The following is a 15,260-nucleotide window of genomic DNA, read 5'->3' as shown; positions in this document are numbered from 1 at the left end:
CCGGCGCCGGGATGGCTGTGCAGCAAAGTCCGTGACGCCTTCGGGGAGAGCACCACACCACCCGCGGCCAGGGTCCGCACCAGGTGGGCGAGCTGCTCCGGCTCGGTGTCCTTCAGCAGGAAACCGGCCGCGCCGGAGTGCAGCGCGGTCAGGATGTACTCGTCCGCGTCGAACGTCGTCAGCATCGCCACCACCGGCGCGTCCGGCGCCGTCCGCAGCTCGCGCAGCACGGTGAGCCCGTCGACGTCCGGCATCCGGATGTCCAGCAGCACCACGTCCGGCCGCACCCGGCGGACCGTCTCGACCGCCTCACCGCCACTCGCGGTCGCGACGACCTCGATGTCCGCCGACGCGCCCAGGATCAACCCGAACCCCGACCGCACCAGAGCCTCGTCGTCCACCACCACAACCCGGATCACGCGCCCTCCGCCTCACCTTCGTCCCCACCACCCGACACCTGCCGACCCGACCCTAAAGCCCCGATGACGCCCCGCAGCACCTCGGACCGCAGCTCCAGCCACACGGCGGGGGAGCACCCACCGGTCGGCAGGGGCGATCCCGAAACCTGCCGGATGGTCCGCGCCCCGGGCGCCCCGCGAGGGTCTCCCGTATGACACGAACACAGCCACCACAGGAGACGCCGGTTCCTCGGGAGGACGCACCTCCACAGCACCGGCCCTCCGCCGAGCCCCCTGGGTCCCCCGAGTCCCCCGTACCGGCCTCGGACGTCCCTTCGATGGGACGCCTCGTCGGGGTGGACCTGGCCCGTGCACTGGCGGTGTTCGGCATGTACGTCGTGCACATCGGGCCCCCGCTGTCGGCCACGCACGGCCCGGCCAGCTGGATCCGGTACATGGCGGACGGCCACTCCTCGGTCCTCTTCGCCACCCTCGCCGGGTTCTCACTGATGCTGCTTGCCGGCCGCCGCCGGCCCAGGACCGGCCTGGCCGGCCGGCAGGCGAAGGCCCGCATCGCGATCCGCGCCGTGATCCTGCTGGCCCTGGGCACCGCCATGGCCATGGAGTACGGGGGCGTGATCATCCTCGGCTTCTACGGTGTCTACTTCCTCCTCGCCCTGCCCCTGGTACGCCTGTCGGCCAAGGCTCTCGCGATCACCGCGGCCGCGCTCGCCCTCGTCACCCCACAGGTGGCGTTCGCCCTGAACGCGCTGCTGAGCCAGTCGGTCCAGCAGAGCATCAACACCTACGACCCGCTCCACCGCCTCAGCGGCGTCGGCGTGCTCGATCTGCTGCTCACCGGCTTCTACCCCACGATCACCTGGATGTCGTTCGTGGTCGCCGGCATGGCACTGGCCCGCTTCGACCTGTCCTCCGCCCCGGTCCAGCGGCGCCTGGCCGTGTTCGGTGCCGCCCTCACCGTCACCGCCTACGGCACGTCCCTGCTGCTGGCCGGCAGGACCGCGCTGAACAGCCTCGCCGAAGGCGGGTCCTCCTCGGGCAGCTCCGGATCGATGCCCCCCGACGGCGGATCCTTCCCCGACACGCAGGCCTCACTGCTCCTGACCGCCGGACCGCACAGCGGCACCACATTCGACATCCTCGGCAGCATCGGAGTCGCGATCCTCGTCGTCGTCGGCGCGACCGTGGCCATGGACCACCTGCCGCGACTGCGCCGCCTGGCCACACCCGTCATCGCTGTGGGCACCATGTCCCTGACCGCCTACGTCGGCCACTTCGTCGCACAGTCCGTACTGCCCCCGGCCCCCGACACAGGCACCCGGGGGTCGTGGACGCCACTGATCATGTACGTCCTGGGAGCGATCGTGTTCGCCGCCGTCTGGTCCCGCTTCTTCCGACGAGGCCCCCTGGAGTACTTGCTCAACGCCGCCACCAAACCGGCGAAACACATCCGATGACCCCGGCCGGGGGGGACGCCTCCACGTCCCGGCGACAGGAGGTTCGCCGGATGCTGTAGTGGTTCAGTGCGGCTCCGCGCAGCGAGCGTTCCGGGTCCCACTGGACATGCACGGCCGCCCGGGCCACGGCTGTCGGATCCGCGGTCGTGAGCACGGCCCGGGACAGGGCGTCCTCCCAGCCCTGGCGGGTCATCCGCACAGCGAGCACGCGCTCCTGACCGGGTCTGCGGGCCCAGTTGCTGCGATGGATGAGCCACAGGAACGACGGCTTGATCCACGTCACCCTGTGGAACGAGAACCGGCGTGACGAAGCGGCCCGCCGTGCCCCACCCTGCTGATCCGCTGTCGGCGCACGGCCCGGCCGCCCGACGGCGCTTGACCTCGGCCGCCATCGTGGATCAAGGTCGAGGCAGTACGTCGGCCCGGTCGGCGTCGGCGACGGCTTCGTGGAGCGGGGTGGGTGAGTTGATCGGGATCTCCGAGATCCGGGCGGCGGCCGAGCGGATCGCGGATCACGTCGTGCGGACACCGACGGTACGGGGCCCGGGGCTCAGCACGTTCCTCGGCGTGCCGGTGACCGCCAAGCTGGAGCTGTTGCAGCGCACCGGCTCCTTCAAGGCCCGCGGCGCCACCGCGAAGCTGCTGTCGCTGACCGAGGCGGAGCGGGCCGCCGGCGTGGTCGCGGTGAGCGGCGGCAACCACGGCATCGCCCTGGCCCACATGGCGGCGGCCCTGCACATCAAGGCGACCGTGGTGATGTCCCGGACCGCGCCCCAGCGGTCCACGGACCTCGTCGAGGCGTCCGGCGCGGCGCTGCGGCTCACCGACGGCATGGCGGAGGCGTTCGCGCTCACGGAGCGGTTGCGGGCCGAGGGCCTCACCCTCGTCCACCCGTTCGACGACGAGGTGGTGATCGCCGGTCAGGGCACCGTCGGCCTGGAGTTCGCCGAGGACGCCGGAGCCGCGGGGGACGCCGGGGAGGTGACGGACGTGCTCGTCAGCATCGGCGGCGGCGGTCTGATCTCCGGCGTCGCCGCCGCGTTCAAGGCGCTGCGGCCGGAGGTGCGTGTCTGGGGCGTGGAGACCGAGGGCGCCACCTGTATGAGCGAGGCCCTGGCGGCGGGCGACCCCGTCACCGTCGACCTGTCCTCGATCGTCACCACGCTCAGCGCGCCCTCCGCCTCCCGTCTCACCTACGACCATGTGTCCGCGCTCGTCGAGGACGTCCTGGTGGTGCCGGACGCGGAGGCGGTCCGCGGTGTCCTCGACCTGGCCGAGCACGCCAAGGTGTGGGCGGAACCCGCCGCCGGCTGTCTGCTGCCCGCCGCCCGGCAGGTCGTGGAACGGGTCGGTGAGGGGGCCCGGCTCGGCCTGGTGGTGTGCGGTGGCAACACGACCCCGGCGGACATCACGGAGTGGACACGGCGCTTCGGGTTGTGACGCCGACCGTCGCCGCGTACGTCAACGGGCTTTTCTGCCAGGGCAGTTGACGGCGTCCGTGCGGGCGCCCGGCATAATGCCCGGATGACCACCCCCACCCCGTCACCGGTCTCCCCCGCGGTCGAGCGCACCGCCGTCGTCATCGTCGGAGCGGGGCCCGCCGGGCTCACCGTCGGGAGCGTCCTGCGGGCCGCGGACGTGGACTGCGTGGTGCTGGAGGCCGAGAGCCGGGAGTTCATCGAGCGGCGGCCGCGTGCCGGGTTCCTGGAGGAGTGGGCGGTGCGCGCGCTGGAGCGGCGTGGGCTGGCCGACCGGCTCGTGGAACGGGCGCCCGTGCACACCGAGTTCGAGTTCCGCTTCGACGGCGAGCGGCGGCGCTTCCCGTACACGGAGATCACCGGGCACCACCACTACGTGTATCCGCAGCCGCTGCTGGTGACGGATCTGGTGCGGGAGTACGCGGACGTCCGGGGTGGCGACATCCGCTTCGGCGTGCGCGAGGTGGAGCTGCACGACATCGACGGCGAGCGCCCCTCGGTGTCGTACACGGACGGCGCGACGGGTGAACGGCGGCTGGTGCGCTGCGATTTCGTCGCGGGCTGCGACGGCGCGCGCGGGGTCACCCGGACCGCGCTGCCGGCCGGGCGGGCGACCGTGCCCGCCATGACCACGGCGTCGGCTGGCTGGCGCTGCTCGCCGAGGCTCCGCCGTCGTCGGACTGTGTGATCCTCGGTGTCCATCCGCGGGGCTTCGCCGGGCACATGGCGCGCAGTCCGGAGGTCACCCGCTACTACCTGGAGGTCCCGGCCGGCGACGACCCGGCGAAGTGGCCGGACGAACGGGTCTGGTCCGAGCTGCACACCCGGTTGGCGGTGACCGGCGCCGAGCCGCTCACGGAGGGGCCCCTGGTCGAGAAGCGGGTCCTCGACATGCACAACTACGTCACCGAGCCGATGGCGTACGGGCGGCTGTACCTGGCGGGCGACGCCGCCCACCTGGTCGCGCCGATCGCCGCGAAGGGCATGAACCTGGCGCTGCACGACGCCCTGCTGCTCGCGGACGCCTTCGTGGCGTGTCTGGGCCGGGGCGACGACAGCGGGCTGCGCGGATACTCGGCGGCCTGTCTGCGGCGGGTGTGGCATTACCAGGAGTTCTCGCAGTGGCTGGCGGAGCTGCTGCACGGCCCGTCGTCCGGTGACCCCTTCCGGGCGGGGGCGGCGAAGGCCAGACTTCGGCGCCTGCTGCACTCCCCCGCCGCCGCGTCGACGTTCGCCGAACTGTTCATCGGCAAGGACACCGACCACTACGCGGAGGGCCCCCGGCCCCTCGGCCCCTCGGCCCCTCGGCCGACGGTCGGCCGAGGGGGTCCGTCACCGCGCTCGCTCAGTGGGCGTCGCAGCACCCGTCCCTGCGCATCAGCCGGCCCACCTCCAGCCAGTGCTCCTCGCTCTCGGCGGCCCTCGCCCGGCGTGCGGTCGGCCGGTACGCGGCCACCAGGTCCTCGGTGGTGTAGTGGGTGCCGCCGCGGAGGACCGCCACCGTCCGCACGAGGCTGTCGAAGTCGGTGAAGGGGTCGCCGTCGACGACGGTCAGATCGGCGAGCCTGCCCGGTTCGACGGTGCCGAGGTGGTCGTCGAGACCGAACAGCCGGGCCGGCATGACGGTCGCCGTGCGCAGGGTCTCGGCGGGGCTGAGGCCTCCGGCGTGCAGGGCGCGCAGCGCGAGGTGGAGGAAGAGACCGACGGGGCCGAGCGGCTGGTCCGTGCCGAGGGCCACCAGGCCGCCGGCTGCGAGTATCCGCCGGTACACGTCGGTCTCGGTGCGCAGCGCGGCCAGTTGGGCGGGCGTCGGCGGGGTGCCCGCGGACTGCCGTACGGAGAGGGCGTCCCACGGGGGCATCACGACGGTGACCCGCGGGTCGTCGGCGAGGGCGGGGTCCGCGCCGAGGAGCGGGGCGGCGGTGAAGGGCGTGGCGATGAGGGAGAAGCCGACGCCGTGGGCGCTGTAGACCTCCTCCACGTCCTGGTGGGCGCGCCCGGTGGTGGTGATGGCGTGCCCGAACTCGGCGCGCTGGGTGGCCTGGAGATGGGTGGTGAGGTCCTGGCCGAGCTGGACGCCTGGGGACAGCAGATGGCTTCCGGTGCGCACGCCGAGCCGTTCGTGGGCGAAGCGCGCCGCCTCGCTCATCACCCAGCCGGGCGCCCGGACGTAGGTCTTGACGAAGTCCCAGTCGAGCGCGGCGCCCCGCTCCAGCGAGCGCCTCAGGCCCGCCTTGGTCCGGTGGGCGCGTCCCATGCTGTACGCGACGCGCGCGCCGTCGAGGAGTTCCCCGGTGGTGAGCAGCCGGGGCCCGGCGAGCCGACCGGCGGCGACCTCCTCGCGGATGCGGACCTGTTCGTAGGCGAAGCCGCCGAGGGAGACGGCGGTGGTGACGCCGTAGGTGAGCTGCCCGGCGGCCTGGCGGCCGCCGTAGGTACTGTGCCAGGGGTGGGTGTGGGTGTCCCACAGGCCGGGGAGCACGGTGTGCGTGGAGGCGTCGACCCGGCGGAGTGTGGCCCGGCGGCCGGCCCGGTGGGGTTCCACGGCGGTGACGCGACCGCCGCGGACGACGATGTCGACGTCCTCCCGGACGGTGTCGCCGGTGCCGTCCCAGAGCCGCCCGGCGTGGACGACGGTGTCGGCGGGAGTGGTCCGGGAGCGGTCGAGGGGCACGTGGACGGTGCGGGTGCGGCCGTCGGCGATGTCGAGGAGGCGGAGCCGGGTGCCGGACAGGTGCAGGAGGGTCCTGGAGTCGCCGGACCAGGTGGGATGGTCGGCGGGTTCGGTGGTGAGGGTGCGGAGTTCGCCGCGCGGGGTGCCGTCGGCGGCGACGGGCAGCAGGCACAGCGCCGACTCGACGATCACGGCCATCCAGCGGCCGTCGGGCGACCAGACGGGCCCGGAGTCGTAGCGGTCGGCGATGGAGGTGTGCGGGGCGACGGCGTGCAGCCGGTCGGCGCCGGTCGTGGTGTCGACGACGCGGATGAGGTTGTAGCCCTCCCGGAAGCGGGCGCCGAGACGGTTGCGGTCGCACAGGGCGAGGTACCTGCCGTCGGGCGACCAGGACGGCCTGCCGGGCAGCCCGCCACCGCCGAGGGGGGTGGCCAGGACGCGTTCCTCGCCGCTCGCGAGGTCGCGGACGACGAGGCGCCCGGTCAGGTCGAGGCAGGCCAGCCGACGTCCGTCGGGTGAGAGGGCGGGCATGACACGGCCGCCGGTCGCGAGGGCGGTCTCCTCGCCGGTGGCGAGGTCGTGCCGGTACACACCGAGCAGGCCGTCGCGGTCGTCGGCGTAGACGAGGGAGCGCCCGTCACGGGACCAGGAGGGCGCGAGGAGGTAGCGGGTCGGCGGGGACGTCCGCAGCCGCTTCGGGGGACGTCCGCCCGAGGTGCCGGCCAGCCAGAGCGCGTTGAGGGCGGCGAACGCGACGCTCCGCCCGTCGGGCGACAGGGCGGGCAGGTGGATGCCGCGCACGGGCCGGACCCGGGCCTCCCCGAGGTCGTACTCCTTGACGCGGTAGCGCGGCCGGTCGACGGGGAGGACGCCCTCGAAGGGGATGGTGTCGGGCTCGTCGGGGTGGTCGGGGCGCAGCAGGGTGAACTGTCCGTCCAGGGTGATCAGCAGGGCCCCGTCGGGTGTCCAGCGCGGCGGCACGGGAGCGAGGTCGCCGCCGACGCGGACCGGCTCGCCGTCGACGACGAGGGTGCACGAGCCGTTGGGTGAGGCGGTGGTGCGCAGGTAGGCGAGGCGGCGGCCGTCGGGAGCGAGGGCGGGCGTCATGACCTGCGCGGCCTCGGTCTCGGTGTGCTCGACGGTGACCGGGCCGGTGCCGTCGGCGGTCACGGCGGCGACGGTCCGGGACTCGACGCCGGTGCCCGCGGCGGAGGTGACGACCCTGGCCCGGACGAACAGCAGGCGGGTGCCGTCGGGTGACCAGGTGGGGTCGAAGTCCTCCCACGCGCCGTCCTGGAGCGGGCCGTCCTGGCCGGGGAGACCGGTGACGCGGGTGATGTCCCCGGTGGCCAGGTCCAGGACGTGGATCCGGTACGGGCTGCCCGTGACGGGGTCGCCGCCGCGTTCGGAGCCGAAGGCGATGCGGGTGCCGTCGGGCGACCAGGCCGGGCCCCGGTCGTCCCAGGGGCCGTCGGTGCGCTGCCGCAGGCCGGAGCCGTCGGGGCGCATGGTCCACAGGTGGAAGCCGCCGTCCCGGTAGGCGCAGAACGCGACGAGGGAGCCGTCCGGGGAGTACGTGGGCCGGTTGGGTTCCAGTCCCGCCGGGGTGAGGGGGACCGCCTTGCCGCCGCCTCGGGGCAGGGACCACAGCCCGCTCTGGACCTCGGCGATCAGGGTGTCGCCGCCGGGTGCGAGAGTGGCCGAGCCGTTGGTGGCCCGGGTGAAGGTGAGGGCGGTGGCGGCGGCCGCGCCGCGGTCACGGGCGTCGGCCGGGGTCGTCGTGGCGGCGGCGCCGAGGACCGCTGCGGCGCCTCCCGCGGCGAGGAGTTGACGGCGGGTCAGGGACGGGGTGGAGCTGCTGTGGTCAGGGTCCATGAGACGTCACGCTGGCGCACCACGCGCCCCAGCGGCAACACCACCATTCGCGCCAGTCACGGATGTCACCCGCCGGAATGACGGCGGCGGATCCAGGCCGGCAGCGCGAACCAGCACAGCAGGTACCAGACGAGCACACACGCCACCAGCCAGGGCACATAGCCGTCGTCGGTGGCCACGCGCAGGATCAGCAGCAGTGCGGCGGTCATCGTGGCGAGCAGCAGGATCAGGCCGATCACGGTCAGCCGGGCCGCCCACAGCACGGCGGCCGGTTTGATGCGGCGGCCGGCGACGATCCGATGGAAGGAGACGGGGCCGATGAGGGCGCCGGTGGCGGCCGCGCCGAGGACGACCGTCACGATGTAGATGGTCTGCTCGGTCTGTTCCAGCTGTGCGTAGCGCGGGGTGAACACGACGGTGAGCAGGAAACCGAAGAGGATCTGCACGCCGGTCTGGGCGACCCGGACCTCCTGGATGAGTTCGCCCCAGCGGCGGTCGGCGCGCTCGTCCGCCGTCTCGTCGCGGCCCCGCTCGGGAGTGGCGTATCCGTTGTCGGTGCCGGGCACGGCGTCCTCCAGGATCGGTCGGTGTCCCCCTTTCCTGGATGGCGCCCGGTCCGACACCGACAAGCGGGAAGACCCACCGCTTCACTCGCACGAGTGAATCCACTGAGCTGATCGGTCATATGTGCGCCCCTCCCGCCTAGCGTGATCACGTGACCACCGACATGCCGGCCGACGCCGTCCCACCCGAGCCCGAGCGGCCCGCGCCGTGGTCCCGCCGCGGGTTCCTCCTCGGCACCGCCGCCTTCGCGCTGACGCCGCAGTTCGTCCGCCAGGACCCGGCCTCGGCGGCGGCCGAGCTGCCCGGCTTCCCCGAGGAGGTGGAGCTGTACCGCTCCGCGTACCGCAACTGGGTCGGCGAGATCACCGCGTCCGGCCTGTGGGCGTGTGCGCCCGCCGACGGGGACCAGGCGGTGGCAGTGGTCGACTGGGCCCGCCGACAGGGCTGGAGAATCCGCCCGCGGGGCCTCTCCCACGGCTGGTCGCCGCTGACCGTCACCGAGGGCACCGGGTCCGGCGCGCCCGCGCTGCTCGTCGACACGACGAGACACCTCACCGCCCTGTCACTGGAATCCACCGACCCGGCGGCGGTCCGGGTGGGTTCCGGCGCCACCCTGGAGGGCCTGCTCACCTTCCTGGAGGGCCATGGGCTCGGCGTGACGGCCTGTCCGGCGCCCGGGGACCTCTCGATCGGCGGCGCCCTCGCCGTCGACGCCCACGGCACGGCCGTACCCGCCGACGGGGAGACCCGGCTGCCTGGGCACACCTACGGCTCGCTCAGCAATCTCGTGCTGGAGCTGACGGCGGTCGTGTGGGACGCCGACAGCGACGCGTACGTGCTGCGGACCTTCACCCGTGACGAGGCGGACGGCGCCGCGCTGCTCACGCATGTGGGGCGGGCGCTGGTCACGGAGTTCGTGCTGCGGGTGGGGGCCGACACGAAACTGCGGTGCCGGAGCCGGACCGACATCCCCGCCGCGGAGCTGTTCGCCGCGCCCGGCAGCGGAGGGCGCACCTTCGAGAGCTTCCTGGACGAGGCGGGGCGGCTGGAGGCGATCTGGTTCCCGTTCACCGAGTTCCCCTGGCTGAAGGTGTGGAGCGTGGCGCCCACCCGCCCGCTCACCTCCCGACGCGTGACCTCGCCGTACAACTACCCGTTCTCGGACAACGTGCCGACGGTCGTCGCGGACCTGGCCGGGCGGATGGTGTCGGACGGCGCCTGGTATCTGGCCCCGGTGCTGGGCAAGGCGCAACTGACCGCGGCGGAGGCGGGGTTGGTGGCCACGGCGTCGGCGGACCTGTGGGGGCCGTCGAAGAACACGCTGCTCTACGTCAGGCCGACGACCCTGCGGGTGACGGCGAACGGGTACGCGGTGCTGACCTCGCGGAGCCAGGTGCAGCGTGTGGTCGCGGAGTTCACGTCCTTCTACCGGGAACGGCTCGCCGCGTACGCGGCGCGCGGCGGCTTCCCCGTGAACGGCTCGGTCGAGATCCGGGTGACCGGCCTCGACGACCCGGCGGACGTCGGGGTGGCCGGCGCCCGGGCCCCGCTGCTGTCGGCACTGCGGCCGCGCGCCGACCGGCCCGAGTGGGACACGGCGGTGTGGCTGGACGTGCTGACGCTGCCGGGGACACCGGACGCCGAGGCGTTCTTCCGTGAACTGGAGCGGTTCCTGCTCAGGACGTACGACGGCGGCCACGCCCTCACCCGCGTCGAGTGGTCGAAGGGCTGGGGGTACACCGACGAGGCGGCCTGGAGCGACGAGGAGGTGCTGAGCACCGTCGTACCGGCCTCGTACGAGGACGGCGAGGGGCCTGGCTGGGACGGGGCCCGGCAGGTCTTCGACCGGCTCGATCCGCACCGGGTGTACGGGAACCCCTTCCTCGACCGGTTGTTCGCGTGAGCGAATCTCAGACCCGGCGCCAGCGCGCCATCGCGAACGAGAAAAGCCCGAAGAGGACGAGGCCCGCCGCGACACAGGCGAGGAGCGCGGGGCCGGCGGGTGTGTCGGCGAAGGAGCGCAGGGTGTCGTCGAGGCCCTTGGCCTTGTCCGGCTCGTAGTCGATGGCGGCGCGGACGGCGAAGACGCCCGCCGCGGCGAAGACCAGGCCCCGTGCGAGCCCGCCGCCCACCCCGGTGACGTCGACGGCACGGCGGGTGCGGCGCGACATCTCACCGAGCCGCAGGTGCTTGTGGTACGAGCGCATCAGGGCCCGTACGGCGATCCAGACCCCCGCGACGATCACACCGATCCCGGCCGCGCCCACCAGCCACTGGCCGGCGGGGAGTTCCAGGGCGCGGGCCGTCACGTCCTTGGACTGCTCGTCGCTGGAGCCCCCTCCCCCGCCGCTCCCGCCGCCCGAGCCGGCCGCGAAGGTCAGCACCGAGTAGGCGACGAAGGTGTAGAAGACGAACCGGGCGGACGAGGCCAGCCGCTTGGTCCACTTGCGGCCGTCCGGGCCCGCCGCGCCGAACACCGCCTCCGACAGCCGCCACAGGGCCATGCCGACCACGCCGATACCGAGGGCCCACAGCAGGACGGACCCCAGCGGCTTCTCCGATATCTCCTCCAGCGCTCCCTGCCGGTCCGCCTGCTGCCCGCCGCCCTCGCCGAAGGCGATCTGCAGGGCCAGCGCCCCGACGAGCAGATAGATCACGCCGCGCGCCGTCAGCCCGGCCCGGGCCGCGCCCTCCGTCACAGAACCGCGGGCCGCACGCCCGCTGCCCACCCCCACTGCCGTCATCAGCTCTCCTGTCGTCCTTCGAGCCGCAGTTGCAGGCTCACTTCCTGGTCACCGGCGTCCACACCCACCTGACGCACCGAGTAGCTCTCCTCCAGGGCCGCCCGCAGCGTCCGGACGGCGGGCGGACTGCCCTGCACGTCGACGGTGACGGGGCCGGACAGCCGTGCGGAAGGTTCCTCGGCGCCGGAGGGGACGGCCGCCGTGTCGTAGGTGCCGGTCCACATGGTGGGTCGGCCGCTCGCGATCTCGTGCGGCGGGTCCTCGGGACGCCGGTCCGACTCGAAATGGGCGCACAGGCACGCGAAGACGCGCTCGGCGTCCTGTGCGGAGCAGTCGCAGAGCACGACCTCGACCTGTGACACGGGCAGATGGGGCAGAGTCACGAGCCTTCTCCCTGGTGTGGACGACAGGGTGCGTGTACCCCCATGGTGGGCCCGAAACGGGGGTCCCGCAGGTCGCGCGGCGGCTGCGGTGCCGGAGTGGTTCGCTCGCACACCGGCCGCCCTGCCCCGAGCGGTTTGCTCGCGCACCGGGCCCGTGCGGGGCGGCCTCGCCCCGCACCGGCCGCGCCCCGCGCCGAGCGGTCCCGCCCCGCGCCCGGCGTCCGGCCCGGAAGGGTGCCGGGACGCGCCCGTGACCGCGCTGACCGTGGGCTATGTTGAGTGGTCGTGGGAGACGAAGGAGACGCGCGGGTGCCATCGCCGCAGCAGGCACGTGCGCAGGCATCAGCGATCACGTCCGGGCGGACCGCCGAGGAGACCGAGCCGTCACCCACGGCCCGGCTCAGGGAGCTGTTCGACGGGCCCCGCCTCTCCCCCGGGCAGCGGCGCATCGCCCAGTACCTGATCGAGCACATCACCGAGGCCGCGTTCCTGTCGATCACCGACCTCGCGGACCGCGTCGGCGTCAGCCAGCCCTCGGTGACCCGGTTCGCCGCCGCCGTCGGCTTCAGCGGCTATCCCGCGCTGCGGGAGCGGCTCCAGGCCATCGCGCTCGCCACCCTCGGCAGCGCGCCGGGCACCCCCGCGCCGGACCGCAGCAACGAACTCCAGGCAGCCGTGGACGCCGAGATCGAGAACCTGGAGAACCTCCGGCGCGACTTCGCGGACCCGGACCAGGTGATCGAGGTGGGGCGCGCCCTGTCCCGCTCGACCCCGCTGACCGTCCTCGGACTGCGGATCTCCGGCGCCCTCGCCGAGTACTTCGCCTACGCCGCCCGCCGTATCCACCCCGACGTCCGGCTCGTGACCAAGGGCGGCACGGTCGCCTACGACGCGCTGCTGCAGTCCCGTGAGGCGGGCGGCACCTGGCTGCTGGCGTTCTCCATGCCCCGGCACGCGCAGGAGACGCTCACCGCGCTGCGGGTCGCGCGCACGGCCGGGCTGAAGGTGGCCCTCGTGACCGACCTGGGGCTCGGGCCGCTCGCGGACGAGGCCGACGCCGTCTTCGCCACCGGCACCGGCTCACGCCTGGTGTTCGACTCCTACGCCGCCCCGGTGATGATGTCCTCGGCGCTCTTGCAGGCCATGACGGACGCCGACCCGGAACGGACCCAGGCCCGGCTGGAGGCGTACGAGCAGGTCTCCGAGCAGCATCAGTTCTTCCTCAGGGACTGAGTCCGGTACGTCCTGAGAGCACGGGATTATTCAGATCTTTTCCGGCATGAATTTTTTCATGCCCTTGCAAACTCATCGGTATATATAAATACTGCTCCCGGATCGCGGCCCGGTGGACTCCGGGACGCGCCGTCCGCCCGGGACCGTCCGCTCCTACCCGCCACGGCGCCCCGGGTGCAGCGGCCCCGGCCATCCCCTAGACCGGGGCCGCCCAGACTCCACCCGCAGGACTTCTTTTCGCGTCGATGCAAGACCGGAGCGTTGAACATGGCCCTCACCTCCTCGCCGATCCGCACGGACTGGCCGTGCCAGGTCAAGACACCCGGTAGCTACGACTGGGAGCGGTCTGCGGCCAAGTGGTTGCGCGAGCTGGTACCGGCACGTTACGGCAGCTACCCGGCGATGCTGCGGCACCCCGTCCTGCTCGCCCGGCACGCCCAGATCCAGGTCCAGCACGAGATCCGGGTCGCCCGCACGGCCCTGCAGACCGCCCGCGCGGAACTGCCCCGCCTCGGGATGTCCGAGTCGGTCATCGAGCACACGATCAAGATGTACGCCGCCGAGGTCATGCAGCTGAGCCACATCGCCCGCTCCATCCGGGCGGTCAGCCAGGCCCTCGTGGACCACAACCACGCCCGCGCCTCACACTGACACGTGCGACGTTCGCGATAGGCGACGCCCGTGCCGGGAACACGATGAGAAGGTACGGGTAGAGGTACGGACGAGCGAGGGGCGGGACCGATGGACTCCTGGACCTGGGGTGTGATCGTCGCGATCGTGGTGGCCGCGGCCGCCGTCCTCGGCGTGGCCGTATGGCTGCTCCTGCGCCTGGTGCGCACCCGGCGCGACCTCCAGCGGGCCGGGCTCCCCACCGGCCCCAAGTGGATCTTCTGGGGTGCCGTCCTCTATCTCGTCCTCCCGACGGACGTGCTGCCCGACCCGGTGTACCTCGACGACATCGGCGTCCTGCTGCTGGCGCTGAAGTCGATGCGCTCCGGACAGCAGGACGCCCTGGCCGCCGAGCGCGGTGACGGCACGGGAACCGCCCTGCGGGGGTGAGACGTTGTCGGGCTGACGGTCACTGCGACGGACGGCCCCGATGAGCGAGCTGGTACCCGGGGGCAATGTGCCCCTGCCGCACGGCACCCTGACGATCAGGGTGCCCGGCCCCTTCGACGTCTCCGCCCTCGTCACCGACGACACGGGCAGGGTCGGCGGTGACGCCGACTTCGTCTTCTACAACCAGCCGGCGGCGCCGGGCGCCCGCCTCGCCGGCGGGACCCTCACGGTGGATCCGCCCCGGCTGCGCGCCGGAGCGACCCGCCTCACCGTCGTGATCAGCCCGGCCGAACCGGGCACACCCCTCGGCGGCCTCCCCGCCCCGACCCTGTTCGTCACCGGCGCCGACGGCCGCGCCCTCGCCCGCTTCACCCCGCCGCGCCCCCGGCGGGAGACGGTCCTGCTGCTGGCGGAGCTGTACCGCCGGGGGCCGGGCTGGAAGCTGCGGGCCCTGGGGCAGGGGTACGCGGACGGACTCGCGGGCGTGGCGAGGGACTTCGGGGTGGACGTCGTGGAGGACGCGACCACCGCGCCCGGCGGCGGACCTGGAGCGATGGCCGCTGGCGGACGTGGCACGGTGGCCACCGGCGGGCGCGGCGCCGCGCCCCGTCCGGCTCCCCCGCCTGGGCGCGCCCCGTCCGCACCGGCCCGCACCGCGCCCACGGCCCCGCGGGCGGCCTCCCCCGACGGCTTCCTCGGGCTGGTGAACTCCGCCCGGGCCGCCGCCGGCTCCCCCGCCGTCTCGCTCAGTCCGTACCTCACGTCGGCGGCCGGGGCGCATGCCGCCGCGATGGCAGCGCAGGGGCGGCTCGACTCGGAGGGCGCGGACGGGCTCTCCGTCCATCAGCGGGTCACCGCCGGGGGCTACCGCTATCTGACCGTCGGCGAGCACCTGGTGTCCGGTCCCCGCACCCCGGCCGAGTTCGTGGACTACTGCCTGTCCGACCCGCAGGCCCGGCGCACCCTCTGCGAGCCCGCGTGCAGCGAGGCCGGGCTCGGGCAGGCGACCGACCCGCGCACGGGCACCGTCTACTGGACCGCGCTGTGGGCCCGGCCCTTCTCCACCGAGGGACTGCGGCGGACGGCGGACGAGGTCATCGCCCTCACCAACGCCCGGCGGACCGCAGCCGGGCTGCGCCCGCTGGCCTTCGACCCGCTGCTCACCGTCGCGGCCCAGGCGCACTGCGACGACATGGTGGCGCGGGCGTTCTACGCGCACACCTCCCCCGACGGCGGCGAACCCTGGCACCGCGCGGCGGCGGCCGGATCCACCCGGCGGACGATCGGGGAGAACATCGCGTGCGGGCAGCGTTCCGCCGCCGAGGTGGTGGAGGGCTGGATGAACAGCCCGGGCCACCGCGCGAACATCCTGAA

12 protein-coding genes and 2 pseudogenes are annotated in these 15,260 nt (G+C 73.6%); 8 read left to right on the top strand and 6 right to left on the bottom strand.

The annotated features are described in order from the left end of the window. Window positions 1-419 (bottom strand): response regulator (locus tag AOK23_RS37570; protein WP_169800374.1); only part of this gene is annotated, 419 nt, incomplete at its 3' end. Window positions 420-736: 317 nt separating this feature from the next. Between AOK23_RS37570 and AOK23_RS37565 the strand changes: the two genes are divergently transcribed. Then, window positions 737-1,876: a DUF418 domain-containing protein gene (locus AOK23_RS37565; protein WP_055716957.1), complete on the top strand. Its 1,140-nt coding sequence runs from the start codon at window positions 737-739 to the stop codon at window positions 1,874-1,876. A gap of 46 nt (window positions 1,877-1,922) precedes the next feature. Here the strand turns inward: AOK23_RS37565 and AOK23_RS46130 are convergent. Then, window positions 1,923-2,196: pseudogene (locus AOK23_RS46130) on the bottom strand (DUF4291 family protein); the annotation flags it as partial. Window positions 2,197-2,341: 145 nt separating this feature from the next. Here AOK23_RS46130 and AOK23_RS37560 point away from each other — a divergent pair. Continuing rightward, window positions 2,342-3,316 carry a pyridoxal-phosphate dependent enzyme gene (locus tag AOK23_RS37560; RefSeq protein WP_055716959.1) on the top strand — a complete coding sequence of 325 codons (975 nt, stop codon included), beginning with the start codon at window positions 2,342-2,344 and terminating at the stop codon, window positions 3,314-3,316. A gap of 84 nt (window positions 3,317-3,400) precedes the next feature. Further along, window positions 3,401-4,614, top strand: a pseudogene (locus AOK23_RS37555) (4-hydroxybenzoate 3-monooxygenase); the annotation flags it as partial. Between the two features lie 85 nt (window positions 4,615-4,699). On the opposite strand, the gene AOK23_RS37550 reads toward AOK23_RS37555, so the two are convergent. Beyond that, a complete protein-coding gene (locus AOK23_RS37550; protein WP_055716956.1) occupies window positions 4,700-7,903 on the bottom strand; it encodes an amidohydrolase family protein in 3,204 nt (1,067 codons plus the stop codon). A gap of 65 nt (window positions 7,904-7,968) precedes the next feature. Further along, entirely contained in the window at window positions 7,969-8,469 is a 501-nt protein-coding gene (locus AOK23_RS37545) for a DUF6328 family protein (protein WP_055716955.1), read from the bottom strand. A 161-nt stretch (window positions 8,470-8,630) separates the two neighbouring features. On the opposite strand from AOK23_RS37545, the gene AOK23_RS37540 reads away from it, so the two are divergent. Beyond that, on the top strand, window positions 8,631-10,370 hold the full coding sequence (locus AOK23_RS37540; RefSeq protein ID WP_055716958.1) for a cholesterol oxidase substrate-binding domain-containing protein: 1,740 nt from the start codon (window positions 8,631-8,633) through the stop codon (window positions 10,368-10,370). 7 nt (window positions 10,371-10,377) lie between these two features. Here AOK23_RS37540 and AOK23_RS37535 read toward each other — a convergent pair whose 3' ends face one another. Both AOK23_RS37535 and AOK23_RS37530 read right to left on the bottom strand, forming a co-directional pair. Beyond that, entirely contained in the window at window positions 10,378-11,211 is an 834-nt protein-coding gene (locus AOK23_RS37535; protein ID WP_055716954.1) for a DUF1206 domain-containing protein, read from the bottom strand. After that, window positions 11,211-11,594 (bottom strand): hypothetical protein, encoded by a 384-nt coding sequence (locus tag AOK23_RS37530; RefSeq protein ID WP_055716953.1) that lies wholly within the window; start codon window positions 11,592-11,594, stop codon window positions 11,211-11,213. Before AOK23_RS37530 ends, AOK23_RS37535 begins: the two co-directional genes overlap by 1 nt. Before the next feature lie 309 nt (window positions 11,595-11,903). On the opposite strand from AOK23_RS37530, the gene AOK23_RS37525 reads away from it, so the two are divergent. The 4 genes from AOK23_RS37525 to AOK23_RS37510 form a co-directional block, all read left to right on the top strand. Then, entirely contained in the window at window positions 11,904-12,827 is a 924-nt protein-coding gene (locus tag AOK23_RS37525; protein ID WP_055522164.1) for a MurR/RpiR family transcriptional regulator, read from the top strand. Between the two features lie 267 nt (window positions 12,828-13,094). Next, entirely contained in the window at window positions 13,095-13,478 is a 384-nt protein-coding gene (locus tag AOK23_RS37520) for a hypothetical protein (protein ID WP_055716952.1), read from the top strand. Between the two features lie 90 nt (window positions 13,479-13,568). Then, entirely contained in the window at window positions 13,569-13,886 is a 318-nt protein-coding gene (locus AOK23_RS37515) for a YkvA family protein (protein ID WP_055716951.1), read from the top strand. 40 nt (window positions 13,887-13,926) lie between these two features. Next, window positions 13,927-15,260: CAP domain-containing protein (locus AOK23_RS37510; RefSeq protein WP_055716950.1), on the top strand; the 1,334-nt coding region annotated here is incomplete at its 3' end.

Source organism: Streptomyces torulosus, from assembly GCF_001419765.1.
GTDB classification, from domain to species: Bacteria; Actinomycetota; Actinomycetes; order Streptomycetales; family Streptomycetaceae; genus Streptomyces; species Streptomyces torulosus.
The sequence above is the reverse complement of the archived record's forward strand: the minus strand, read 5'-3'. Positions and strand labels throughout refer to the sequence as shown.

What these genes read in the sequence shown, in the direction of transcription:
- AOK23_RS37535 (WP_055716954.1), bottom strand. Translation starts at nt 11,211, where the DNA reads ATGACGGCAGTGGGGGTGGGCAGCGGGCGTGCGGCCCGCGGTTCTGTG.
- AOK23_RS37565 (WP_055716957.1), top strand. Translation starts at nt 737, where the DNA reads ATGGGACGCCTCGTCGGGGTGGACCTGGCCCGTGCACTGGCGGTGTTC.
- AOK23_RS37540 (WP_055716958.1), top strand. Translation starts at nt 8,631, where the DNA reads ATGCCGGCCGACGCCGTCCCACCCGAGCCCGAGCGGCCCGCGCCGTGG.
- AOK23_RS37550 (WP_055716956.1), bottom strand. Translation starts at nt 7,903, where the DNA reads ATGGACCCTGACCACAGCAGCTCCACCCCGTCCCTGACCCGCCGTCAA.
- AOK23_RS37515 (WP_055716951.1), top strand. Translation starts at nt 13,569, where the DNA reads ATGGACTCCTGGACCTGGGGTGTGATCGTCGCGATCGTGGTGGCCGCG.
- AOK23_RS37520 (WP_055716952.1), top strand. Translation starts at nt 13,095, where the DNA reads ATGGCCCTCACCTCCTCGCCGATCCGCACGGACTGGCCGTGCCAGGTC.